Annotated in this window: 17 protein-coding genes; 4 read left to right on the top strand and 13 right to left on the bottom strand. The window is 54.9% G+C overall.

Annotation, left to right across the window (positions count from 1 at the left end; all coding sequences use genetic code 11):
- Nucleotides 1–35 precede the first annotated feature (35 nt).
- Nucleotides 36–485 carry a hypothetical protein gene (locus tag FYC48_RS26255; protein WP_149499768.1) on the bottom strand — a complete coding sequence of 150 codons (450 nt, stop codon included), beginning with the start codon at nt 483–485 and terminating at the stop codon, nt 36–38.
- A gap of 504 nt (nt 486–989) precedes the next feature.
- On the opposite strand from FYC48_RS26255, the gene FYC48_RS26260 reads away from it, so the two are divergent.
- Nucleotides 990–1,559, top strand: a complete 570-nt coding sequence (locus FYC48_RS26260) for an HD domain-containing protein (RefSeq protein ID WP_149499769.1) — start codon at nt 990–992, stop codon at nt 1,557–1,559.
- Here the strand turns inward: FYC48_RS26260 and FYC48_RS28885 are convergent, their stop codons facing one another.
- Both FYC48_RS28885 and FYC48_RS28030 read right to left on the bottom strand, forming a co-directional pair.
- Nucleotides 1,560–1,835: a CZB domain-containing protein gene (locus FYC48_RS28885; RefSeq protein ID WP_149499958.1), complete on the bottom strand. Its 276-nt coding sequence runs from the start codon at nt 1,833–1,835 to the stop codon at nt 1,560–1,562.
- Entirely contained in the window at nt 1,836–2,009 is a 174-nt protein-coding gene (locus tag FYC48_RS28030; protein WP_160149778.1) for a hypothetical protein, read from the bottom strand.
- A 469-nt stretch (nt 2,010–2,478) separates the two neighbouring features.
- Between FYC48_RS28030 and FYC48_RS26270 the strand changes: the two genes are divergently transcribed.
- Nucleotides 2,479–3,150, top strand: a complete 672-nt coding sequence (locus tag FYC48_RS26270) for a nitroreductase family protein (RefSeq protein WP_149499770.1) — start codon at nt 2,479–2,481, stop codon at nt 3,148–3,150.
- Between the two features lie 120 nt (nt 3,151–3,270).
- Nucleotides 3,271–3,681, top strand: a complete 411-nt coding sequence (locus FYC48_RS26275; RefSeq protein ID WP_149499771.1) for a DUF2784 domain-containing protein — start codon at nt 3,271–3,273, stop codon at nt 3,679–3,681.
- A gap of 194 nt (nt 3,682–3,875) precedes the next feature.
- On the opposite strand, the gene FYC48_RS26280 is transcribed toward FYC48_RS26275, so the two are convergent.
- The 9 genes from FYC48_RS26280 to FYC48_RS26320 all read right to left on the bottom strand — a co-directional run bounded on the left by FYC48_RS26280 (nt 3,876) and on the right by FYC48_RS26320 (nt 22,338).
- Entirely contained in the window at nt 3,876–7,322 is a 3,447-nt protein-coding gene (locus FYC48_RS26280) for a mechanosensitive ion channel domain-containing protein (RefSeq protein WP_149499772.1), read from the bottom strand.
- Nucleotides 7,323–7,591: 269 nt separating this feature from the next.
- A complete protein-coding gene (locus FYC48_RS26285; protein ID WP_160149779.1) occupies nt 7,592–10,609 on the bottom strand; it encodes a WD40 domain-containing protein in 3,018 nt (1,005 codons plus the stop codon).
- Nucleotides 10,610–10,686: 77 nt separating this feature from the next.
- On the bottom strand, nt 10,687–12,849 hold the full coding sequence (locus tag FYC48_RS26290; protein WP_149499774.1) for a hypothetical protein: 2,163 nt from the start codon (nt 12,847–12,849) through the stop codon (nt 10,687–10,689).
- Between the two features lie 14 nt (nt 12,850–12,863).
- Complete coding sequence (locus FYC48_RS26295) at nt 12,864–15,350, bottom strand: DUF1549 domain-containing protein (protein ID WP_149499775.1); 2,487 nt, start codon at nt 15,348–15,350, stop codon at nt 12,864–12,866.
- Entirely contained in the window at nt 15,347–16,693 is a 1,347-nt protein-coding gene (locus FYC48_RS26300; RefSeq protein ID WP_149499776.1) for a DUF1501 domain-containing protein, read from the bottom strand. The genes FYC48_RS26295 and FYC48_RS26300 overlap by 4 nt, the downstream gene beginning before the upstream one ends.
- 463 nt (nt 16,694–17,156) lie before the next feature.
- Nucleotides 17,157–18,278, bottom strand: a complete 1,122-nt coding sequence (locus tag FYC48_RS26305) for a glycosyltransferase (RefSeq protein WP_235034448.1) — start codon at nt 18,276–18,278, stop codon at nt 17,157–17,159.
- Nucleotides 18,275–19,129, bottom strand: a complete 855-nt coding sequence (locus tag FYC48_RS26310; RefSeq protein ID WP_230778352.1) for a lysophospholipid acyltransferase family protein — start codon at nt 19,127–19,129, stop codon at nt 18,275–18,277. Before FYC48_RS26310 ends, FYC48_RS26305 begins: the two co-directional genes overlap by 4 nt.
- A gap of 145 nt (nt 19,130–19,274) precedes the next feature.
- A complete protein-coding gene (locus FYC48_RS26315; protein WP_149499961.1) occupies nt 19,275–20,855 on the bottom strand; it encodes a phytoene desaturase family protein in 1,581 nt (526 codons plus the stop codon).
- A gap of 67 nt (nt 20,856–20,922) precedes the next feature.
- Nucleotides 20,923–22,338, bottom strand: a complete 1,416-nt coding sequence (locus FYC48_RS26320) for an aldehyde dehydrogenase family protein (protein WP_149499777.1) — start codon at nt 22,336–22,338, stop codon at nt 20,923–20,925.
- Nucleotides 22,339–22,806: 468 nt separating this feature from the next.
- Between FYC48_RS26320 and acs the strand changes: the two genes are divergently transcribed.
- Nucleotides 22,807–24,765, top strand: coding sequence for an acetate--CoA ligase (acs, locus tag FYC48_RS26325; protein WP_149499778.1), 1,959 nt, complete (start codon nt 22,807–22,809; stop codon nt 24,763–24,765).
- 168 nt (nt 24,766–24,933) lie between these two features.
- Here acs and FYC48_RS26330 read toward each other — a convergent pair whose 3' ends face one another.
- Nucleotides 24,934–26,493, bottom strand: coding sequence for a UxaA family hydrolase (locus tag FYC48_RS26330; protein ID WP_149499779.1), 1,560 nt, complete (start codon nt 26,491–26,493; stop codon nt 24,934–24,936).
- Nucleotides 26,494–26,557 lie beyond the last annotated feature (64 nt).

Consider the following 26,557-nt stretch of genomic DNA (forward strand, 5'->3'; position numbering starts at 1 on the left):
CGTCAACTCCTTGGATACTAAATGTGAATGGGTGTCTATTCGCTTGGGATATCGAAAATGAATTCGTTCGGATCGCTGCCTCCGATTTCAAATTCAACCGGGCTGTCGATATCACTTGCGTACGGCAACGGAACCAATTCTTCGGTGATCAGTTTGGGGTTGTCATCGTGCTTTTCGTTTGGGTTGAGCCCCATCTCGTCGTTCCCCTTGGGCACCATGCAGGAAAACGAAACTCGATACTTTCCCGATGCCAATCCGTCACCGGCACTGCTACGTAACGTCAGCACCCCTTTGGCATCTGTTTCTCCGACGCCCATGCGGAATTTGTCGACCTGCTCATCGATCGGGCGCATGTAGACAAGTAGCCGCTGATAAGGCTTGCCACCCAAAGTTACTTTTCCGGTAACTTGATGAAGCTGCGGATCCCCGCAGCCGATCAGGCAGAGAACGAAGCATGAAGAAAATAAGAAGGTGAGTCTGTTCATAACGATGGGCGATTGATACCGCTGGCAGAGCTTCCGTACGACTGAAAGAACGTGCACGGTTTAACTGACGAGCGATCGACACCAATCGTTAGATGTTCACGCTTGCCGTGCGGGCAGCAGTAAACGGGATTGGAAGACACTAAGAAAGCGAGTTGCGCGATCGGTTGAGAGGATTGCGCTATTGATCAACAAGCTTCTCGAAACGCTTATCAAGCTGTTTGAATTGTCTATCGAAACGATGAGGATCGTGTTAATGAATTCATGTCCCAAACCGGAAAAAAGGGGTCAGGACTCAAAAAACTCAGGTCACGAAAAGGCGTCATGAGTCGATTAGCCGGAACGGATCTACGGACGCTACGCACTATTGAGTCCTGACCCCCTTTTGCGGTCGGGAGAGATCGATGTCACCGCATTGACTTGCAAGGCATCTTCGTTGAATGCTATTTTCAACGCCAATGTTTCTTCAATCGATCACGGATCCTCCTTCTTAACTCAAGCGATTCCATGCACGCCATTGTCGATCAAATCGTCGAAGTCTTTGCCACCCGCGGCGCCGAAAGCTATGGAAGTGAAGATGTCACACAATTGGAACACGCGATGCAGTGCGGAGATCTTGCACGCAGTTCAAAAGCAACCGATGAATTGGTGGTCGCCGCGGTGTTGCACGATATCGGACACCTACTTCTGGACACGCCACTACCGACGGCGGATGCTTCTGACTATGACGATAGCCATGAAACAATTGGCTATCAGTTTTTGGAACAGAATTTCGGTGCAGCCGTTGCAGACCCTGTTCGGCTTCATGTTGCCGCCAAACGGTATCTCTGTACGACTCGCCCGAGCTACGAACAGCAACTCTCGCCGACATCTTATAAGAGCTACCTCGACCAAGGCGGCAAGATGTCAAAAGACGAACTCGCGGCCTTTGAGTCGGAGCCGCATTGCGAAGCGGCATTGGTCTTGCGAAGCTGGGATGACTCGGCCAAAAACATGGATGCTAAAATGCCGACCATCGAAGATTTTAAACCCTACTTCTTCGCTGTACTCCAACAACAGCGGCAAATCGATTCGTGATCAGTGACCTTTGTTTTGAAGGATGATCTGGTCAAGAACTTGCAGTACTTGCTCGCTTCCCTTTTCCATTTCTTCCAACGACTCTGCGATTGCTGTGTCGTTCGTTGAAATGGATGCACTGAGCAAATCAAGGACTCGTTCTGTGGATCGGTGAACAGTTGCGTGTGGGGCTTCGAGCATCCGATATGAGGGCGTATGGGCGAAGGACGCCTGACCGTCTCTTTCGTAATACCATTTCGCTAAGCGGCAGTGGTGGCAATCAACGACCTCAAAGATTCATTCGCCTTCAAGGACACTTCGGTAGCTGTTCACTTTCCAAACGATATGGTCCAGTTTCGCCAGACTGGTGATCGCCAAGTTGTTCGCATCGGTGACTTGAACCAGCGAATCGCCGTTGCTGTGGTTGGTTTCCATGACCCGGTCATTCTGAATAGATCGATTCAGATTCATCTGCCAACTGAGAACAGTTTCTCTCGATCCGCCTACAGATTTCAATATTCTAAACGCTAACCGACGCCGCCTCGGTTAGGCTCGCTTGGATATTCGTCAGTCCAGCCTTGAATTTCAGGTTTTCCTGCTTCAGGATTTCCGCTGCTGTCGACGAACCAAGATCTGATTCAAGAAAAGTATGGTGTTTCGTCTCGACCAAATCAGTGGGGACGCTGCATCAGCCGCTGGGCGTTGACTCCGAATGTTTTAGAGAAACCGCGACCAACGCCATTCAGCTAACCCTGAAGTCAGATGACAGCGAGCCACCAGCCAGAATGGCTTCACCCTTCCAAGGGCATCCGGCGAAGCAAGTCAGCGACAACGGTTAATCACCGGCAGAGGCCAATCGTACGATTGATGACTGTGCTATATGCTTCTCATATCGGAAAGCATGCTAACCAGCCGTGATAAGAAATAGACGAGCCATTCAATGACAATCAATGATCAAAATCGCGACGACTTCGCTGCCGTAAAAAGAACGATTGAGAAACGTAAAACGTTGAAGGTCCTTGGCGATCTTGGTTCACCGGTGGAAATCAATACTACAGTTGCGCAAAACAACGACGCTTCGATCAGGGAAGCACTCCGCACCGCCGGAATGGCCCCTTTTCACTATGACCGTGCGATCGATTCGATTGCCGAGCCATGGCGAGCACATTTGCTTTTTCATCAGAATTGCCGGCAAGTCGCGGAGCTTCTCGAACAGTGGACTCCACCGGGCCTGTCCGCCGGGAAATTACCGGCGATGTTTTCCGCTTGCGGTGCCGCGATCTTGGTGACGTGGTTGCCCCAATTTCGTAGTGGCAGCGAATCAAAGCCTGAGCAAATCGATGTTGACGATGAACACCTCGCAGCGGCATCAGCGATGGTGCAGAATCTGCTCCTGCTGCTAACCGCGAAAGGGATGGGGACGTACTGGTCCAGTGGAGGCGTACTAAAGCAAACCGGCGTATCGGCGCATCTGGGAGTGAACGAAGGAGAGAAATTGCTAGCCGTTGTGTTCGTCGAATACCCAGAAACACAGACACTGGAAATTGATCGAAAGCCAGGCAAACATCGCGACAGCCGAAGTGATGGATGGATTCGAGAGGTCGTCCTCTAGTACGAAGGACGTCGTCCTCTCACATCACTTGGTAGAAAATGTCAGGAATTCGAAATCTACCGACCGACTTCGCTCGTCTTAAGCCTGCTAGCCGTGTTTCCACTGTTGACGGGGAGATTGATGATCGATTTTAGTTTCCTGGCTGACGTTACCGTCACGATTCATTTTGCTTACGTCGCTTTCGTCGTTCTGGGGCTGCCATTAATTCTTGTTGGAGGCCTGTGCCGATGGCAATGGATCAGGAATCCTTGGTTTCGCGGTCTACATTTAGCAATGATCTTGATCGTCGTTCTTGAAGCTTGGGCGGGGATCACCTGTCCATTGACGACGCTCGAAAACGATTTCCGACTTGCCGCCGGCGGGAGCTCCAACGAAGGAAGTTTTATTGCCGCATGGCTTCATGACCTGATGTTTTTTCACGCACCTCCGTGGGTGTTTACGTTTGCCTACAGCTTGTTCGGTGCAGTCGTCATCGCAACGCTGGTGTTCATCCCGCCGCGTTTGCGCAAGGCACCATCGGCGAATCACTAGGCGACGATCCAAAAGGCAGCGTTCAACGCAGGTGATGGTGGGTGGGAACCGAGATTCCAAAACTCAACTTGCACGACCATCAAGCGAAACTTTTGCTCTACTTCCCCGGGTCAAGAGTGGAACAGCGCAAGCGACTACTCCGATTCTAGAAAGTTGGTGTCATCATTCGCGTACGGTCGCCTTGGAGACGCTGGTTAACGTGCACCACGGGCCAACGAGGCAATTTCGGTACCGTCGGCGAAGGAGAAATTGACGTCCCGCTGCGGGAATGGAATTTCGATATTCGATTTGGCAAACTCGTTGCAGATCGCCGTGTTCAACTGATGGGTGATTTCAATTCGATTGTCGAGTTTCTCTAGGTATAGCCGGACGACAAAGTTCAGTGAGCTATCTCCAAAGGTGTCGAAGTTGATCAGCGGCGGTGGATCTTCCATCACTTCTGGATGGCTGGTCACAATTTTGAATAGGATCTCACGCACCTGATTTGGGTTGGATCCATACGCGACACCGACTGTCAGTGTGAGACGGTTGACGACGTTGGTTAGCGACCAGTTAAGTAGCTTTTGCGTGATTAAGTCTTTGTTTGGAATCACCAACTCTTTGCGATCCCAATTGGTAACCGTCGTGGCACGCATCTGAATTCGTGAAACGATCCCCGTCGTGTCATCGATCGTCACGACGTCGCCAACGCGAACCGGTCGTTCGAGCAATAGGATGATCCCGGAAACAAAGTTTGCCACGATCTCCTGAAGACCGAAACCAAGACCGACCGAGGCCGCCGCGAGCAACCAACCCAATTTATCGTACGGAACGCTAAGCAAGTTCATTACGAAAATCGAGCCGATAATGATTAGGGCATATCGCAGTAGCGTTGAAATCGCGTAACGAGCCCCCGAGTCGAGGCTTGTTTTGCCGAGAACGAGTAGATCAAAAAGGCCCGGCAATACGCGAGTGATGTAGATTGTGACCGTGACAAAGATCAACGCGATTCCGACATCAAGCAGACTAACCCGACTCGCGTCTTCACCTGATCCGAAGGTGATCGCGTAGTCTTCGGTGTCAAACACTTGAAGGGCCGGCAGCATGTCGCCCCAAATGTAAACCAAGCCGAAAATAGCCAAGATCGAGGAGATGACAAAAGACGTTTGCCGCGATTGCTGGTCAATGGTCCCAAAGTCGATCGTTTCTTCTTCATGCAGAACGATCCCCGCTTCTTTCGCCGCCGAACTTGGTGATCCATCGTCCTGCAGTTCGGCGATTCGCATGGCTCGCAATTCTTTCGCTTTCTTCCGTGCCAGATCACGTTTTTTCAGCATCATCCATCGCGATGTCAGACCGGAGGAAATGACCACCACCACCAGTAGCAAGAAAGTCGACTGCAGTGATCTGCCAAGCCGAAATGTCGTGTCCATATAACCGGCCATCGCTAAAATCGAGAACACGATTGGCACCGAGATCCCCAAAATCCAAAGCAACTTTCGCAGTCGATACAGATTGGAATAGGGATTGTGCCTGACGACTTCGGCATGCAGCGGGCTGTTGGATCGCAAAATGATGTGATGGAAAACAGCGGTTAGGCAGAACAGAAACGTCGCGACCATTCGGGTCGCGAAGGCGCGTGTTCCCGTATCGGGATGTTCGTAAAAGATACCCATCGCCAAAACACAGATACTGCCCAGGAGCGTGTACCAGCGTAGGTGCCGCCGCAAGTATTTCCGAAACGAGTCGCCCCAATCAAAGTGCGCCATCGCCAATCCCTTCTCGCGACAGACTTGGCGCAATAGTTCACGTGAGGCGACATAAAGAGCCGCGACGCCTGCACCGATGCCCAAGCCGCGAACGAATGGGTCGCCAGGCCCGGATTTGGTCAATAAGAAGCAGAGGTATAGAAATACCAGCGGCCAACAAAATGCATCTGCGATCGTACCGATCAACGCAAGGATGGTGGCTCGATAGGTCGCGTTACTGCGGCAAGCTTGATCGCCCTCTTTGTCAATTCCTCGACGAATCCGCGAACGTCCGGCTAGCAATGCCATCACCAAAACGCCGAAGACGATGGAGCGGAGCGGATTGCTGGAGACGGTGATCAGCATCTGAGTCATCGCACTTCGCCAGCCGTTGGGGGAACCGATCCACTTCACAACCTCGGGCGCCTCGGAGAGTTCTTCGAGTGAAAAGGCGGGGGCACTTCGAGTCCAAAACAAATGCTGGTCGACGAATTCAGTGAACTTCTCAATTTCGGCGGCAAGCCGACGTCGCTGGGTATCGTTGCCGACTAAGGTTGTTAACAACTTACCCTGACTCTGCAAAGTCGACTCGATCAGGTCCTTGCGTCGCCGCAAGAGTACCCACTCGGCTTCTTCTCGAGTGAGATCTGCCCACGGTACCGAGGTTGAATTCCAGTCGACGTTGACTACCTCGATATTTTCAAGTTCTTTTTCAATGCCTTCCAGTTCGTCTTCCAATTCGAACGCGTTCACTTGGAAATCGCTGAGGCTGAATTTTTCTCCGTCGTAGACAATCGTCAGGTCGTCGCGCGGCTGATATCGAGCGCGAAGTGATACCGCTTCTTCGCGCTGTTTACGAAGGATCAGTCCCAACGCATCGGTCAGGCCGACGGCCTTGATCCGCTCTTCACTGGTAACCAAGTCGGTCTGAACATCATTGTAAACCTTTTCGACATTCGTCTTTTCAGTTTGCGCCGCTTCGTCGATCGCCACGAGTTGCTGAATTCGTTTGGCAAGTTCGATGTTTGCCAAGGCATCTTCGCGAAGTGATTCGGGGACCGCGTCGACCGCCTTTTGCATGTCGGTGGTCGTTTCTTTGGCTGCTTGCTGCTGCCGATCGGCGATCAGCGCTTCCAGTTTGTCTTTCTGCAAACGCAACTGCTGGACGTTAGCCTCGGCAAACTGCCGTTCGAGCGGTAGCAGTTCGTCGGTGGTCGCCGTGTAGGCTGCTTGTTCACTTTGCAAGGACTCGATGAGAGCCAGGTTCTCCTTGATAGTCGCTCTTAGCTTTATTTTTTGAACGCGCTGTTGCGGATCATTTGAACTGCCATTGGTGAGCTGTTCGAGCTGTGTTCGAGCCTCCGTGATGGCTTGTTCCGCTTTAGAGACCAGGTCTGGAATCTCCGCGACCTTCGTGCGGCGGCGTGTCGGCTCCACAGTCAAATCGGTGACCCGCTTTGCCGTCGTTGCGATCTCGTTGTTAACCGTGGCAAGCTTCGTTGTCAGTGCGGTAGTGGAGAGGTTCTCATCGACTTTCAGCGGTTTTGCAGCTAACTCCTTGATCGAATCCTCAAGCTGCCCTTGTCGCAGCGGGGCCTCTTGAAGCATCGTTTTCCATCGCTTCGTTGCGTCCTGGTAATTGGCGGCATTGGTGAGAGAATCCTTAGCCTGCTTGAGCGATTCGACCACGCTCCCCTTCAGCGCGTCATCGAGCTGCGAATTAGCTTCGGCATCCGCAAGTTCCTTGTCGATCCCCGCAATGGTCAACCCATCGTCAACCGGCTCTGGATTCGCCGGCGTCTCTTTCGCCGTCGGCAGCGTGAGTTGCGGCCGTGCGTGAACAACCTGCGGTCCATCGACCAAGACAAGGGCTAGCAAAAGAAACGGAACAATTGGGCGGCGAATTGTTAGCATTTCGAGGTGGTAGAGCTGAACTGCGAAAGAATGATCTCGTCAGCCCACGTTCTAATGACCAACCGCCGTTGTTCCTAGAGTGACTCGTCGCGAGAATGCCAAAGTCGGCCGCGTTTCCCATGCCCCGAGGTGGTGAGAGTGACAGTACCCCTGCTCACACTGCCCCCGCTGTGGATGTCGATCGACGCCGAGACAAACGATGCCTGGCAAGCAACCGGGGTGTCTTCAAGAGCGGTTTGAGCGACTTGGCTGATGGCACGTTTTCGTCATCAGTTTCGTGGACTGAGGTCTTCGGTATTCCATCGCCGCAGCGTTCCCGATTGGCCGCACGTCAAAATCGTTTCGCCGTCGGCGGAGACATCCATCGTGTAGGTCAGTTCTCCGGAACCGGCAGCTTTGATCTGTGTCCCGTTGCTGGTTTGATGTACGCGAAGCTGTCCGTCTAGAGTCACACTGGCGAATTTCGCCTGATCAGCACCAACAAAGCGAACGGCGGAAACTTCATCGGATAAAACGCCGATTGATCGCTGTTGTTGACCGCTTTGCACATCCCAAAGTTTAATGTTCTTATCCGCTCCTCCGCTTGCAAGCGTCTGGCCGTCTTGCCGCCAATCAAGGGAAAGGACGTGATGGGTGTGTCCGTCAAGCGATTTGATGATGTTGGATTGTCGATAGTCGATCAGTCGAATCGATTTGTCTGCCGAGCCGCTCGCCAGTATGTCGCCGGCTGGAGAATAAGCGAGTGCGAGCACGGCGTCGCTATGAACGTCGGGTAATCGCCGCATCATCGACCCCGTGTCAACGTCAGCAATCGCAACCATCCCACTGCGGCTTGGAACACCGCTTCCAATCGCCAATGATTCTCCATCGGGGCTGAATGCCAACGCGGTCACTCGATCGGGAATAACGTCGGATCGCAACCCACCGATCATTTTGTGAAGTCGCCAAGCGGCGGGGTGATCGATGGACAATAGCGAGGTGTTCGCCGTTACCCAGATCGAGTCATTCGATGAAGATACGATCGCAGGTTTGCCGGCTACGTTCGTCGACATATCGTGCCGAAGCTTTAGTGCCGGACCCGTCGGCTGACCCGAAAGGATGTCGTAGTCTCGTAGTGTGCCTTCCGCGTCCAACACACTCATCCGATTTGAATCAAGCAATGCGATAGACGTCACCGGATGACCGGATTGCCCCGACGTTTGCAAGGCTTCGATTTGTCGCTTGAGTTGCTCGATTTGCAATGAACGAACAAGGACTTGACGTTGATGCTGGGGAATTCGATCGGCAGCGAGTTGATGTGCCTCTTTGACCGATTCCAACGCTTGCTTGCGGTTGGCTAGATTTTCCTTGTTACCTGCGACAGCTTTGTCACGTTCTTGCAGCGACTTTTCTAGCTGATCGATTTTTTGTTTTTGCTCGGCAGCTCTCTTTGTGGATTCATCACGTTGTTTTTCCAGTGCTGCTAGCTTCGTCGTCGCTTCTTGTTGTTGTTGCTGTTTAGACTTCAGATTAAGTTTGGCCTTTTCGAGCGATTGCATTGCTTGGGCCGCTTGTTGCTTGGCCTGTTCGAGTTGCTTCATTGCTGAGGCAACCTGGGCTTCTGCGGCACTGACGGCTTGATTCGCTTGGTCGGCCGTTGCTTTTAGCGGGGCCAAAGCTTTGGTATCCGATGCCAGTTGCATATCGAGACCAGCAATCGACCTCTTGTACGCCTCGACGTCGGCTTGGGATGTCGTCAAAAACTGTTCGGTCGCTTTCTTTTCTGACGAAACGGCACTGAGCTGCTGATCGACTTCGATACGTTTTTGAACCTCTTGTTTCAGCTTCTCTTCCGCTTCTGAGAAAGCCTTAGTGACCTCATCGAGCGATTTTTTTTCTCGATCGAGGTTGGCCTGCAACTTAGGTGTCTGTCCTTCGAGTCGTTTCGCATGACCTTCCGTTTGCGTGAGAGAGCGTCCCAAACGCTGGGCATAGAGCCGGTCCTGCCAATCGTCTTTTGCAACACTGACCTGCGTCCCGTCTTGCAAATTCAGGGTGATCACCGTTCCTTTGTCGGTGCCCGCAAACAAGTACGGATCGTTCACCGTTAAGGTCGTGACGAGAGACTCAACGGCAAACGTTTGGGTGACTTGGTCTGCTTCCAAATCAATCTGATGGACTGTTCCGGCTTGAGTTCCGACAAACAATGTCGTCGGATTCAAATAAATCGCGGTTGTCGCATCTTTGATTGCCGCAGCAGACGATTTTTTGAGAGGCTGTTTTTGACGGAGCAACCGCAACGTTCCGTCGGTGTGGACAACCACGGTCGAAGATCCGTCCACGGATCTCTCTAGCATGGCGACATTCCCTGAAAGTGATATCGAGCCAATTTCGGCAGCATCGTCGGCTTGGAAGAAACGCAACGTTTTGGTGTGGTCAATCACCGCGATTTCATGTTGAACACTCCAGTCGATCAGCTTGGCGGGTTGAACAGGCGAGATGACCTTCACGGTTTGACGATTGCTTCGCGACCAAATCTGAACATCGCCGACCGGATCGATGAATGCTACTTGTTGTTGGTCGGGTGCACAGACAACCTGTCCGGCGATCGGCATCGACGGGTCGAGCGGTGTCATTTCGCGTTTTTCACGGCGCCAGATCCTGACGCTTTTGTATCCTCCGGTTGCGATGTGTTCGCCCAGTGGCGAAATGGCGATCGCACCGATAAAGTCGACATCTGCAACGCCTGCCGGTGAAAGCGATTGATCGGCTAAGGTTCCGGTGATCATTCCAGAATGCTGATCAATCAATTCAACTCGATTGGCGCGGCCGACGGCTATAAACTGTGCATCGGGTGAAGCGGCGAGCGCGAGGCTGGTTCGAATCGATTCTGCGATTGGTTCCCAGTCCATCGCATCAGCACCTTTTTCGTCGACTTTCGCACCGGCTTCAATCCAGTGTCGGATCAGGTCGACTTCTTCGGCGCTCAGTCGCTTTGCGCCAACCGAATTGTCGTCCGGCGGCATGATCTCGTCCGTGTTAGTAATCCGATCGAGTAGCAGGCTTTCGCTGGGTTGTTTCAAATCGATCAGCTCGCCACTGTCACCGCCTTGGCCCATGCCTACCGCACCTTCGAGCGATAGTCCGCCTTCGGCTTGGCCGTCACGATGGCACGCCAAGCAGTTTTGCCTCAGTATTGGTGCAATGTGGCGGGAGTAACTGACTGCAGTCGTCTGCGTCGATTGGTCGGCGTTGGCCAAGGCTGCCGCAACTATCAAGCAGCCAACGAAAGAAGCATATCGAATCATGGCGTTCATACTTGGGGCGCGTTGAGATGCTTTGGAGATCCGCTGTTAAAAACCAAAGTGGTCAATACGACCACACGTCACTCAACGACAACGGTAATCAGAGAACTGGGGGCGTAAAGCGCGACGTCTTTTGCGGCGACCTGTTTGGCAACGGCTTGCACTTGCTTTTCGGAATCCTCCACTTGTTTTTGCAATCCCGCACGCGTTGCTTCCGTCGCAGACTCCAGCATCTGTTTTAGCTTTTGATGCTTTGCCTTGACCCGATCGAGTGCCTGAGGGTTGGTCGCAAACTTAACCTTGGTTTCCGCTTGTCCCCAAAAAGTGTAGGTACCGGGGGTCGCCTTATCGGTCACTTCGATCGGCCAAGTACCCTCGTCTTTGTCTCCCGCGATCGCCAGGTCGGCAACCTTGACGCCCGGCGGCAGTCCTTTCGCACGCAAGATGATGCTGGATTGATTTCCTTCGCCGCGCACGATCTTAAGAATTGCTTGCCCTTTACCGCCTTTGGGGATCGTCAGCGTGGATGGCTCGGATGCTTTGATGGAAACCGGGCATTGGTCCAGTTCACCAACGGTGATATTTAGCTGATCGCACTGACGGAAGGTCGGTTGTGGCTGGTGGCTGTCGGCGTCAGTCGCGATCGTTGCGAGGCGAGCCGGTTTGCTGAGCGTTTGCCCCGCAACCTCGCACCAGCCTTCGATGTTGAGCGACGTCGTCAACGCGTTTGCGCTAACATCCGCGGTCAGAATTAAATCGGCCGTCGATTGGTTTGAGGCAATCCAAGCGGGTTGACAATGAATGCCTTCTGGCAGGTCTCGTACTGTCAAACGTATGGGCGCATTCTTTCCGGTTCGCAACGCGAAGACGCGGATAGTTTGAGCCCCACCTCGAGGCAAGTAGATCCCTTGTGGTCTGGCGAAGTTTAGGTCCTTACTCGGAGTGACCGAGTAGGCAAGCAGTTCGAAGTCATCTTGTTCATTTTGGACGATCAGCCGATATCGTTGCTCGCTACCCAACGCTTGGCCGTTGTCTTGGTCGAAGACCACGATTTTATAGACGCCATCTGTGGGAGGAACAAAACGAAGTTGAGGATCCTTGCTGATCAATCGTACCACGGCATCACCGACGTTGGCTCGATCATCTGCGTTTGCGATCGGTTTCCAGACCGGGGCTTGTCCTTCCGGCGCTGTTTGTTGACAGATCGTCACTCGCACATCTGTAGGCTGTCCAATTCGTTCGGAGATGACATCGACGGTTAATGGAGTTCCCTTGGGGAAGTACGCCAAGTGACTGTCCAGTTCATCAGACGAATTAAACGCCCCGTCAACAACGAATGGAACTTGATACGGTTCGGTGCTCACTGTAGAGACAGGTCGGTCCATCAGCGGCGTGATCCCGATCGAGTTGACTTGACGATGGTGGAAATCATCGATCCAACTGGACATGCTTTGATCGGTGATTAGCAAACCGCAAGAGAACAGGTCACCGCCACGATAGAGGGCATCGCCGAATTTAATCGTCACCAAGTCGTCGGCGTCGGTCCCGAAAGTCAGCTCCGTGTCGACATCTAGACCACCAAAACGATTCGCCAGCACTTGGCCTTCGCGATCATATACCGTCACCGAACCAATCAACTTTGAATCGACCGCATGAGAGATTAATCGCAAACGATACGTTTGCCCGGCGACGGTTTTGAACACCGCATAGGACCGAGTCGTTGCGGGTACTCGTCCCGCGTAGATCTGATTTAGTTCGACCGGCAAAGGTTGTGCGGCAGAATTAGGAAACTGATCCACCCAGACAACGCGTTCGTCGACGACGACACCCCTAGGATTTGATTCGCCGAACCGTCCACTAATGCGCGATTGGTAGCAGCCGTCAGCGACAGCTTTATCCAGGGCGACATTGAATTTTCCATACGAGGGTTCAGTCACCGAAGTATCGGCAGGTGATTCGGTCGCCGGTCGCACCAGTGCTGACTTGATTCCTTGATCTGAAAAATGTAGACGATCGATTTCTTGTCCGTCGATCGAATCTTGTACATCGACTTCATAGCTCGCACCGGGGCGAAAAAAAGTTTGCGATAGCGCTCGCAAGCCCAGCGAAGGTAATTGAGCGTTTGCAGACCTGGGCGTGCCGGCGAACACCAGTACCCACACGATCATTGTCAGCGTGAATCGAATCGGCATAGGGGTGCCGACAAGAATCGCCGGCAATCGGCTTAGTTCAGTTCGATGCATCGATGGTCGCCAAATCAGTGGTTGAATAGAAATTCTTTGCTGTTGACGAGCGCCCAAATGAGGTCTTCCCACAATTGAACTTGCTGCGTTTGTTCCCCCAGATATGTCAGACTGGTTTTCAGTTCTTGGTCGCTTGGAGATCGACTGAGTGCAACTAAATACAACTCTCGAACTTTGTCGTCCGCCGATCGATTGGCGTCATTGGCGTATTGCTGCGCCCGCCCTTGGTCGGTCCCCAATTTGTTTTGCATCTCCGCGGAATTCAACAGGTGCAGGCTTTGCGCCAAGTTGGCTTCCGCCGATCGTTCACACTCGCAGGCCGTTTTGGCGTCGGGTTGTCCAAAGACGGTTAAAAAATACGAATCAAATCCTGTATCGGGTAGCTCGACTGCTCGGGTCGAAGCCGGCATTCCGCCGAATGAGGTGGTTGATCCGGTCACACGATCGACCGCGTCGAGCAAGGTTTCGGCCACCAATCGCTTCGGAAAAAAACGCGAATAACTACGTCGATCGATCAAGTTGCTTTCGTTGGCGTCGGACGAAGCCGCATAGGTTTGCGAGGTGCAGATGGTGCGGACCAGCTGGCGGAGGTCATAGCCCGAATCGATAAACGATTGAGCCAACGCATCCATCAATTCTGGGTTAGACGGCGGGTTGGTCACCCGCATGTCGTCTTCGGGTTCGACCAGCCCACGGCCCAAGAAGTGTTTCCAGTATCGGTTGACGAGCGATCGTGCGAAGAACTGGTTGTCCGCCGATGTAATCCAATCGGCAAGCGTTTGTCGCGGGTCTTGATAAGGATCAACCGACGTTGGCGTCGCATCGAGACCGGCCGGGGTAAGTGGCTGTCGCGTTCGTGGATGAGGGGACGTTGCGGCCGCGACGCGTGATACAAATGTGACATCGCCTCCAACGTTCTTTTTGGTCACCGTCGAGAAAAACGCCGACATTCGGGCGTAATCTTCCTGGCTCCATTTTTCATACGGATGATGGTGACAACGGGCGCATTGGATCCGTTGGCCGAGAAATAGCTGACTCATATCTTCGATCCGTTCGTTGTGGTCGGTCACATGATTGAGCCAAACGACTGCGGGGTTACTAAAAACACTTCCTCGGGCGGTCAGGAGTTCACGAACAAAGACATCGTAGGTTTTGTTGCTTTGTAGCGAATCTTTGACCCAATGATGAAAGACAAGGTTGTCGGCCTTGAGTGTTCCGCCGTCACGTCGATTCCGAAGAATGATGCTCCACTTACGAGCGAAATTGGACGCGTAGTCTTCGCTGGCTAGCAAGCGGTCAATTAGATGTGAGCGTTTTTCAGACTGTGAATCAGCAATGAACGCTTCGGTTTCTTCGAGCGTTGGCAACCGTCCGCAAATATCAATCGTTGCTCGCCGCAGGAACGTCGAGTCATCGCAGGGGGGAGACGGTTCAATTCCCAGTGAAGCCAGTTTTCGCCGAACTGCTTGATCGACGGGATGGTCCAAGGACGCGATTTGTTTTGGCGAAACGATCCCTTGGCGAGGGATCTCGGCGCGAAAGACGGCCACCCAACCGTTGTACCGAGCCATCACCGCAACGTCACCGATCGACTCACCTGCCGTCACCAAGCCCGTCACGCTGGCCTCGGCCATTTGAGTGTCATTGGATTCGAAGACTGCCGCTCGCGTGACGTCTTCGACGCGTCCGTCTTCAAATGTCGCAACGATCGACAACTGTTGAGTTTGCCCCGGGAACATCCGCCGCCCTTTGGGATAGACGTCCAGCTTTGTCACGCTTGGCACCGGACCGGAGTCGTAGGGCATGCCTTGTGAAATCCAGCGACGCATCAGGCGATACTCGTAGGATTCGGTGTCCGCCCGTGCCCCGCCACCATGGGGCATCGCACCGGTGGTTTTAAGCAACAGCAGACTGCGATCGGGTGACGCAGCGGAAACTCGTCGCCCACGCGATTCGGCGACGAGGTGGCGATAGTCTTCCTCAGGTTCGAAACCCAATAACGATAACCGGAAACCATTTTGCCCAGCGATTTTGCCGTGGCAACCACCGCCGTTGCAGCCCAATTTCGTAAAAATCGGAACGACTTGGCCGCAAAAACTGACCGGTTGGGACGCTTCCATCCCGGTGGTTGTGATCGTCGTTGTCGCTTGTCGCCCGTCTTCGGCAGTCGCGATGATGCTGACTTGCCCGTTGGCAAGCGGCGTCACGAAACCGCTTTCGTCGACGGTGACCAAACCATCAGGCGCAGCCGCATAGGACACTTTACCGGTAACGTCGGTTTCGGCCGTGCCGTCTGTCGCAGTCACGATCAATTGCAATCGCGTGTCGCGACCGGCGAGCAGCAATCCATCAGGCAGCGTTGATTCGAACTTGATCGAGCCCCGTGTTGCTTCGGGCAAGTCAGCCACAACAAGTGTTGGCGGCAATGCGATGCAATGAAACAACAGGGCAAGAAGCGATGCGATCAACAGAAACGAATTTCGAATGTGTTGATCGGTCATCCCACCAGCTCGGCTATTGGATCCTTGTCTACCAGAAATTGCGGCCGCCCGGTTGGGTCCGCAATGGTTGTTGTTTGAGTATCGATGCCAAGGCTGTGGTACAGCGTCGCAACGATTTCTTGCATGTCGACGGGCCGTTCGGTGGCTTCTTCACCCATGCGATTGGTCGCCCCGATCGCTTGCCCGGTGTTTAAACCGCCACCGGCAAGGTAGGCACAACTAACCTTCGTCCAGTGATCGCGTCCGGCTTGCGGGTTGATCTTCGGCGTTCGACCGAATTCGCCCCAAACAGCAATGACAACATCGTCTAGCATGCCGCGTTGATCCAGGTCGGTGATCAATGCACTGAGACACTGATCCAGTTTTCCGCCGTGATCGCGAACGAGATCAAAGTTTTTGCCGTGACTGTCCCAACGGCCGTAGCTCAGACTGACCACCCGTACGCCGGCTTCGACCAATCGCCTCGCGATCAACAGTTGTTCGTTACAGGTCGGCGCCCCGTCGTATTGGTATTTGTAAGGCTTGCCATCACCGTACATCTCGATCGTGCGCGGATCCTCTTGACTAAGGTCCAACGCGTCGACCAGTTTGCTGCTGGTCAATACGTCGAGTGCGCGTTGACCGAACGCGTCCATGCCTTCCATCGTTCCGTGGATATCGATGTCGCGCCGCATGCCATCAAGTTCAGCAAGCAACGCCCGTCGATTCGCGAGGCGATCGAGCGTGATTCCTTGAAGCGTCATATTTTTCATCCCCGGCCCATCGGGCTTAAAGGGGGAAAACGCAGACCCAAGGAATCCCGCTTGGCCGGCATCGGACCAAGGTACATGTCGTGTCGGTGCGGCAAGCCCGACGAATGGTGGCACCGCCGGGTCAACAGGGCCGTAGAGTTTCGCAGCGGCTGATCCGATCGATGGTCGGCCACCGAGACTTCGTAGCGAACCATTATCCCATCCGGTCAGGCACTGGATCGCGTCGTGTCCGCCGCGGCATCCGACAACGCTGCGGATGACCGCAGCCTTGTCCATCATCGAAGCCAACTTGGGGAAAACCTCGCAGATTTGGATTCCCGGGACGTTGGTGTTGATCGGCCGAAATTCACCACGGATCTCGCTCGGGGCGTCCGTCTTGATCTCCCACATGTCCTGATGCGGGGGACCGCCGGCGAGGAAGATATTGATGACCGACTTGTGTTTTCGGTCGGTAGCGTTGGCTGCTTCTGCCCGATAGAGGTCCGCGAGCGTTAGCCCACCGGAACCAAATGACAGTGCACCAATTTTCAAAAAGCTGCGCCGGTTTCGTCCGTCACAATAGCGGCTAGCCGGACCCTTGATCGTCAACATGATCAGGCCGCGGAGGTAGGAGGTGGGAAGCGATGGCGGGAAATCAAACGGTCGCCTGGCCGGAAGTCAAGCTGGATTGAATACCAACCTGGGCAGATACCAATTTGATCTGGATTTCACTGGGAGGCACGACACAACACATACAGTCCATTTGTATCGCTCCGCAGCAGTATACCAATCTAAGGGCGTTCAGTGCAACAAAAGCGAGTTTCTTGGGAAAATCCCCAATGATAGGCTTTCCGGCAAGCTCCCCGCATGACGGCGAGCGTGCTTCCAACGCTAAGCACCACGCTTAAATACCAGACGCAGGCAACAGTGACGAACGGAGTCGTTTTGGGATCGCGACAGCCTGGCATTCGCGTTTCGCACTTTAAACCTCAATTTGGACGGCGGAGGCATTCGCACGGCCGGAACCTGTCCCGTGACCGATGCTTCGGAAACGATGCTACGCTCGGACGTACTTCTATGTCCGGCCGCGCCAAGTGACCGTTCGTCCGGTCAGGTGATATCCTAGCGCCACCCATTGCAGTCCCACAAAAAGGATCGTGGCAGGGATGTGACAGACGACGCCAAAAAACGATTGTCGAAGTTTCATGGTCGCCAGCAAACGCGGACCATGAGCCAACGCCAACGCGATAACCGATACACCCGTCGCGATGCGGTCCGATTGACCGACCGCCATCGCCAGCGTGACCACGGGCAATAAACTGCAGCCAAGCAATAGAACGGTAAACAGTCCAATCAACTTTGGATTGGCGATGCCCTCGATCGCGTTCTTGAGTACGCCTCGAATGACTTGACTACCGCAGTCATACATGCGGCAAGACGCAAGGTCGGTCCCGTCAGTGACGTCGGTCATCAAGCCTGCTTCACGAAAGGCACGCGGCAACTTGATGCCGTCATGTCGAGACGAACGGATCGCGGCGTGTGTCCCGGCCTCCAAGTAGGCTTTTCGATCCGCGAGGAAAAGCTGGCCACATCCGGCCGCCAAACTAGGATCGCTCATCGACTGCATTCGTGAGAACGGCAGGTAGGACAGCAGGATAAAGTGCATCATCGGGATCAGCCACTTTTCCAGCCAGGTCACGGTCACCTGCTCAGGAAACGCGCTGATCAATCCGAGCGAGCGCTCCTCAAGTAGTCGCGACAACTCGGCAAGACCGGCTGGTCGGAGACGGACGTCGGCGTCCAGAAACACCAAGCGATCGTAGCGAGCCGCATCGGCGAGTTGTTTGCAGGCATGTTGTTTGCCGTTCCATCGGTCGGGGAGTGGCTTTCCGTGAATCAGACGTACTCGCGAATCTGCTTCGGCAATCGTGGAAACGATATCGGCGGTCGCGTCAGAAGAATCGTCGTCGAGCACGATGACTTCCAGTTCCACTGTATGGCTCGCCAACGCATGGCGAACACAGTGTTCAATCCCGTCGGCTTCGTCGCGAGCCGGAATTAATACGGAAATCGCGGCGTCAGCCGAATCCGGTTTCTCCGGTCGTCGATCACGAAGAAAACGTGGCAGGTTGGCCACCCACATGACGAGCGGAAACGCGGACAACAAGAGCCCGAAAATCGAAAGCGTGATCGTCAACGAAATTGTTCTCCGTGAGTTGCTTCGAATGGTTTTCCGGTCAGCTTGGCCTTAAGTTTCCGACAGCCATCGTACAGCCAACCGGCGCCGCGGCGGCCGGCGAGCAAGTTTTCAAAGGGTTGGCTGGAGCGAGCAATCGCAGCGTCGGCCAACTCTGCTTGAGCGTCACGCAAACGACTTTGCAGGACTTCTTTCCAGTCGTCCTTGCGCCAATCGGAATGGGAAGCGGCATCGATCAATTGGCCTGGGTTGGCCAAGCATACCGGAAGGCGTTCATCCCAGAATACATATTCCAGTGCCAGCGGTAGTGCGAGCACGGGTTGGCGGTCTCCGCCCCGCGTTGCGTTTTTGTGACAAAGGTGAGCCAACCCGGGCATCAAAGGGACGCTGTGATCTCGGGCATCGGCGAAGCGGCCTTCCGGCGTGATCCATAACGCCGCGTCATGCCGATCAAGGATCGCCGAGCTGTGATTCAAGAAATCCACCACACCAGACTTGCTCGACATCTGCACTCCATAGAAGCCAAGCTTTTCGAATACTTTGTATTTCTGCAGTGCTTGCGCATCGATCGGAGCAAAAAAATGTCGAGGGCTGAGCAATGTTTCGTTCAAAAAGTGGGCGATCAGCGGGTCCCACCACGAAGGATGATTGGCATAGACGATCAGCGGTCGGTTTCCGATGGCGGCGATTCGCTCGCGACCTACTGTAGTCACCGCGACCGCATGAAAATGACGTCGCAAGTATCGGCGCAGGAATCGCTGGAAGCCAGCTAAAAACCAACCCGGCGATGGCTTTGATAACGACGCTGATGGTGTGACATCAGGCGTTAAGTCTTCGGAAGGCTCGATCACGGGGAAACCATCACATGCGGCACGAGTGCTTCGTTACAACTGATACTGGGTATGCGATCTATCGGTCGACAGGTATTGCCCAGTGATCGCCGAGACGGTGGCAACCGCTATGGGGCAGGTCCTGGTTTTACGTGCTATCGAAACACTAAGATCGAGCGCCGGTGAGTTTCCCGCCGCGTGCGTCTTGGTCAAGCGAATCGGCGGCGATCCAGCCGCTCATCATCACCATTGGCATCCCCGGTCCCGGGTGTGCCGCACCGCCGGCAAGATACAAGCCTTCGAGATCTTTGCGGCGGTTGCCTGGCTTGAACGCTCCGGTAAATTTGCCGTGGCTAGCCAAGCCATAGATCGCGCCGTTTAAGACTCGATAGCGATTGTGAATTCCTTCGGGCGTCAGTGAAGCTTCGTAGACGATCGCATCGCGAATCCCTTTGGTGCCCGCACAAGATTCCAGTTTGTCCAGGATGACCTCGCGGTATTCGGGAAGCATCTTTTTCCAATCGTGATGCTCTCGCAAGTATGGCGTGTGAACCAGGATATAAAGTGCCTCGCAACCTTCCGGGGCGACATCGGGTTCGGAGATCGCAGGGGCACAGACGTAGGCCGTCGGGTCCGGTGCTGGCTCGCCCCGATCGTAGATGTACTCGAATTCTTTTTCGGGATCTTTCGAGAAAACAAAATTGTGGTGCAACAGTTGTTCGTAACGACGGTTTAATCCCAGATACAACACCACGCCGCTACATGCCGGTGAGTAGCGATTCGATTTTTCGAAACGCTTCGACTGGTCCGTCCCGTCCAATAATTCACGATACGTTCGTACCGCGTCACAATTGCTAACGACCGCATCGCAAGGCAACAATTCGCCGTTGGCAGTCACAACGCCGGTCACGCGTTTCTCATTCGACTCGATCCGCATCACGTCGACACCGGTTCGGATGTCGACGCCAAGCTCCTCGGCCAGTTTGGCCAGGCCTTCGGGTACCGCTCGGGTGCCTCCGACGGGATACCAGATACCTTCTTCGGTTTGCATGTGGGCGATGCTGCACAAGACCGCCGGAGACGCGTAAGGCGATGACCCGACGTACTGCGTGAAGTGATCCATCATTTGAGATACACGTCCGTCGGGTACGTGCGATCGCACAACGCTGGCGACGCTCTTGCCCATTCGCAGCGACAAAACATCCTTCAGCACGCTCAATGAAAACGCGCCACCGACATCCATCGTGTCCGCCAGTCCGCCGACCGATCGCCAAAAGAAGAAACGGTCGGAGACCTCATGCAAATGCTTGCTCAAACCGATAAAGCGTTCGTAACCGGCGCCGTTGATGTCGCCGCCGGTGAACTCGGCAAGGTGCCGCTTCATCTGTTCGACATCGCTGACTAAATCTAACACGCTGTTTTCGTTGCCCAGGTTTCCCTTGCCGTCGCTTTCATAAAAGCAACGCCACTGTGGATCGAGCGGCAGGATTTCAACGTAGTCTTCCATGTTGCGGCCGGCTTCGTCAAAAACGCGTTTCAAAACGCTTGGGACGGTCAAAATGGTCGGCCCCATGTCGAACCGGTATCCTTCGGCGACATGCTGGGCGGCTTTACCGCCGACCCAATCGTTCTTGTCCAACAGCGTGACGTTGTGACCACGGGCGGCCAAGACACAGGCACTGGACAATCCTGCCAGTCCGGCGCCAACGACAATGACATTTTTCCGGTCCGAATCCGCCGCGATCATGTTATGAATTCCTGTTTCGATGAAGGTCGCTGTATTCTTTCCGAGCGACAAGTGCGACCGAACCCGACTATGACGAGTCGTCCTCGTCAGCCTTTGTTTTGACGCTCGCCTGCATCAGCTTCAAGCCCGCCACTCGTTTTTGTAAGCCTCGGCCATGCAAAAATGTCATCAATCCCTGTAGCAAGCCTCGATCACGCGGTGTTCTGCGATCCAGGTGAGGTGTCATTCGACCACGGCGCGAACTCACTACGCGGATTGTCGTCATCGCCAGCAGTCCTTCGCGGCCCCGGGTCACCCCGAATCCACTTTTACCGCGACCACCGAACGGCAATCGTGGATCCGCCGTCGGTGCGATCAGGTCGTTGATCACCACCGTGCCGACGCGCAGCCGTTCGGCGATCGAGCGGGCTCGTTTTTCCGAGCCAAAAACGCTTGCCGCTAAGCGGTAATCACATTTGTTGACGACATCGATCATTGCTTCCACCCGATCGACTTCGATCACCGAAATCACCGGTGCGAAGATATCAGCGTTGGCGATCGGATCGCTCGGTTTGACATCGGTCAATACCAGCGGCGCGATCCGACCGGTAGTGCGCAGTTTTTGTTCGTCGTAAAGACATCTTGTTTCGTCTGCGCCACGGCGCAAGGCCGAAGCAAGGTTGTCGGCCAGGCTTCCGCGAGCCGCGGGATGGACGACGACTTCTGAGGCATCCTTCAGTTCTTCAGTGAGGGCGCCCACGACCTTGTCACGATCTTTTTTCAAAACAAGCAAACGTCGCGGGCCGATGCACGTTGCGCCGCCATTGAACGTCAACCCGAAACGGATCGCCTTCACCAGCCGCCCCGTATCGCAACCGGGAATCGCCAGTACCGCGTCGCAGCCGCTAAGTTCCATGATCGATGCCGCCAATGTTGACGACGATCGGGCGAGCACATTCTGGCCAGTCGCCGCCGAACCTGTCAGCACGATTAAATCGACGCCCGCATCGATCGCTCCGGTCGCCGATTCGACATCGCTGCCGAGTAGTCGAAGTTTTGATTGATCGAAGCCGACGTCTCGAAAACAGTCAACAAGGATCTCGGCGGAACGTTCTGTTCCAGCGGCGGGTTTAAATTGAACGGTGTTGCCTGCGGCGAGTGCTTGTGCGATTTGCACGCCGGGGAGCAACACGGGATAGTTCCAGGTGCCCAGAACCAATACGTCACCGTGGGGGACACGCTCGATCACCGAAGTCACACCGCTGAGCCAAAGTGGACGACCGAGCCGACCGGCCGACCGAGATCGTAGGACTTTCCCTCCATGTTTGCCGAGCCAGCGCAAGCTGGAGCAGAACGGTAGCAGCTCTCCAGTGATTGTTTCGACCGGGTCAACACGCCAGTCGCTACTACATGCGTCAACGAATTCATCGCAACGCTCAACAATGATAGGAGCGATCGAAGCGATACGCCGGCAGCGTTGGCGGAGAGTGTCGTCTTGGATCATGGTGTCGATCGCTCGAATGCGTCGTCTGTTTTTGTGAGTGTTTCGTCAGCGTTTGAAATTGGAATCAGCCGCATGGCGTTAGCCACGGTTGCTGAGCCATCATCGGCGCTTACACCCGTCGACTAAAGACTCGCACCTGGATATCGGAATGGAACCAAGCACACGCAAATTGATTGTGCAATGAAGAGTAGCCTACGAAGCCACCCACTTGGCCCAGACGGGCATGCTGCCAATCGGACTGACCGTGCGAAGTTGTAGCGGTCAGCCAAGGGAGAACGCGCATTTTTGTCACGTCTGGTCGTCCGGATAGTTGCGAGTATTGGCTACGAAGGCAACTTATCTGCCATGTCGACTTGTGGCCAATATCCCACCCCAAACCGGTAGACTATGCGCGGCGGACGGAAACTATTTAGACTATCCCCCGTCCTTCCCGCCACCCAACCTCGAACCGTTTGGAATTATTACTCGATGTCCGATTCCGCTGCCGGCCAAATTGACCACGTCCTCGATGAAACTCGACTCTTCCCGCCTGCGGCCGAGTTTACCGAAAAGGCCGTGATTTCGTCGCAGGAACAGTACGAAGATCTGTACCGTCGCGCCCTCGAAGATCGGGACGGATTTTGGAAGGAACAAGCGCTCGAACATCTACACTGGTTCGAGCCATTCGGTGACGTTTGCCAGTGGGAAGCACCGCATGCGAAGTGGTTTGTCGGCGGCAAGACGAACGCCAGTTACAACTGTGTCGATCGCAACATCGATCAAGGTCGTGGCGACAAGGTCGCGATCATCTGGGAAGGCGAACCGGGCGATACACGTACGCTGACGTACAACGAATTAAAGATCGAAGTCTGCAAATGCGCCGCGGCATTGAAAGAGCTTGGCATCGGGCAGGGTGACGTGGTCAGCATCTACATGCCGATGACGCCGGAATTGGCAATCGCGATGCTGGCTTGTGCACGAATCGGCGCGATCCATTCGGTGATCTTTGCCGGTTTCAGTGCCGAATCGATTGCCGATCGCAACCAAGACGCCGAAGCAAAGTTGGTCATCACATCCGATGGACTCCATCGTCGTGGCAAAGTTTTACCGCTAAAAAAGACCGTCGATGAGGCTTTAGAAAAGTCACCCTCGGTTCAAACATGCCTGGTTCTGAAACGAGTCGGCAATGACGCCCCGATGACCGAAGGCCGGGATGTGTGGTGGCACGACGTTGTTGATAAGCAATCCGGTGACCTCCCAGCCGAACCGCTCGATAGCGAAACCACGCTATTCATCCTGTACACCTCTGGTAGCACCGGTAAACCCAAAGGCATTCGGCACACCACTGCCGGTTACAACCTGTGGGCCAAGCGAACGTTTGATTGGGTGTTCGATCATCGTGACGATGATATCTATTGGTGCACGGCAGACTGCGGATGGATCACCGGACATAGCTATATCGTTTATGGTCCGTTGACGGCGGGCGCGACTTGTTTGATGTACGAGGGCGCTCCGAACTTTCCCGCCGAAGATCGCTTTTGGGATCTGGTCGAAAAATACAAAGTTACGATTCTCTATACCGCTCCGACCGCGATTCGTGCGTTCATCAAGTGGGGCGACGAGCACGTCGAGAAGCACGATCTATCCAGCTTGCGGCTTCTCGGAAGCGTTGGCGAGGGCATCAACCCAGAAGCTTGGATGTGGTATCACGAAAAGATCGGCGGCGGTCGCTGTCCCATCGTCGATACGTGGTGGCAAACCGAAACGGGCGGCCTGATGATGAGCCCCTTGCCAGGTATTACACCGACGAAGCCGGGATCTTGCACGCGTCCACTGCCCGGAGTTTCTCCGGCGATCATTGACGAGAGCGGTTCGGCCGTCGAAGGCGAAAACGGTGGCATGCTGTGCATCGATCAACCTTGGCCAGGCATGTTGCGCGGCGTCTGGGGGGACGACGAGCGATTCGTTGATACCTACTGGGCGACCGTTCCCGGCAAATACCTGACCGGTGACAATGCCCGTCGCGACTCCGATGGCTACTACTGGATCATGGGCCGTATCGATGACGTGATCAATGTTTCCGGGCATCGGCTCAGTACGATCGAAGTCGAGAGCGCCTTGGTCAGCCATGATGCAGTCGCCGAAGCGGCGGTTGTCGGGCGTCCCGATGACATCAAAGGCCAAGCGATTTGTGCCTTCGTGACCGTGACCACCGCCGATCCAGGCGACGAACTTCGTCAAGAGTTACGCCAACACGTCCGCAAGCAGATCGGTGCACTCGCCCAACCCGATGACATCCGTTTTGCAGCCTCGGTTCCCAAAACGCGAAGCGGAAAAATCATGCGGCGGTTGCTGCGCGACATCGCGGCGGGACGGGAAGCGGCCGGTGACACCAGCACGTTGGAAGATTACTCCGTGCTCGCGAAGCTTCGCGAAGAAGGTAGTTGATCGTCGACGCGAGGAACGCGGTGCGGCTGTCTAGATGTCGCGACACGCCGGGCGAACGTGGCTACCGCTTGGCGGCCTCCTGTATTCATCAGGCCACAGGCCCGTCAAAGCACAGGCCCGGCAAAGCACAGGCCCGGCAAAGCACAGGCCCGTCAAAGCACTGGCCCGTCAAAGCACTGGGCCGACGGTCCAAGGGACGAACTCATGGTCGCCGAAACCGTTTCGTTCGCTTGCCGTCGACTCACCGCTTGCCACGCGCAAGGCAAACTCGAAAAACTCATCACCGAGCTGATCGAGTGTTTTACCCGCGATCGCCTCGCCCGCATTCAAGTCCATGTCGTCGGGCATTCGTTCGAACAGTTCGGAGTTGGATGCGATCTTGATCACGGGCGTCGGCTTGCATCCAAAACAACTTCCGCGTCCGGTCGAAAACAGGACCAAGTTCGCACCGCCGGCGACCTTGCCGGTCACGCTGGATGGATCGAAGCCGGGTGAATCCATCACCACCAATCCTTTCGCGGTTACCCGTTCGGCGTAGTCGTAAACGGCTTCGAGCGCGGTCAGCCCGCTTTTGGACACCGCGCCGAGCGATTTTTCGGTGATCGTAGTCAGGCCACCGGCTTTGTTACCGATCGAAGGATTGTTATCCAATTGCCCTCCGTAGAAAGCGACATAGTCTTGCCACCAACGGATCAGATCGACCAATCGCTGAGCGACTTCGGGGCTGCGGCTGCGTTGGCAGAGTAAATGCTCGGCGCCGTACAGTTCGGTCGTTTCCGAAATGATTGACGTGCCACCACAGGCGACGATGCGATCCGACACGGCACCGATCGCCGGGTTGGCCGTGATCCCCGAATAGCCGTCGCTGCCACCGCATTCGACACCGATCACGAGGTGTGACGCGTCGACGGTGGAACGTTTCGCTTCGTTGGCGCGATCGAGTAGCTGTTCGACCAATGTTTCGGCGTGGTCAATCGTGACGGCCGAGCCGCCTTCGGTTTGCATGGTTAAAACGGGAACACGATCGTCACGTGTGATCGGTTTCCCATCGGGGGCATGTAGCGGGACGACCCCGTGGTGTTCTGCCAGATAGCCCGGGGTATTCTGTTCGCAGCCGAGACCGATGATCAGACGCCCGCCGACGTTGGGATGTTGTGCATAGCCCGCCATGGTACGAGCGATCATCTGATGCTTGCGGCTACCCAGAGCCAACGCACATCCGGTGGTGTGGGTGGCCGCGAAGACACCGTCCACATTGGGCCAACGACGCATGCGTTGCTCGTCGAACCGTTGCACGACTTTGTGGCACACCGTCGCACTGCAATTGACCGTCGATAGCACCGCGACATAGTTACGCGTTCCCACGCGACCGTCGGCGCGGACGTAACCTTCGAAGGTTCGACGTATGGGCGGCGGTGCCTGCGGCGGGGCGGTGCTGCGGATGACTGATTCGACTTCATGATGGTCAGTCAGATTGTGACTATGGACGTGATCGCCAGGGAAAATCAGCGAGGTCGATTTGCCGATCGATTGTCCGTACTTGATCACCGGAGCACCGGCGGCGATTTCTGAGACCGCGATTTTATGTCCCCGCGATATAGGGGCTCGCGCAATGACATGTCGGTCGCGAACCTGAATGTCTGTTCCAGCCGCGATCTCGGTGACGGCAATGGCCACGTTGTCGCTGTCGTTTAAATAGACAACAAGAGGTTGCTTGAGCTGGGCCATGGCATCGTTTGGGCGGTTTTGTTGTGTGAAATCAATCCAAGCTGGGTTGCGGCCGGGGTGCCTA

The organism is Roseiconus lacunae (assembly GCF_008312935.1).
GTDB classification, from domain to species: domain Bacteria; phylum Planctomycetota; class Planctomycetia; order Pirellulales; family Pirellulaceae; genus Stieleria; species Stieleria lacunae.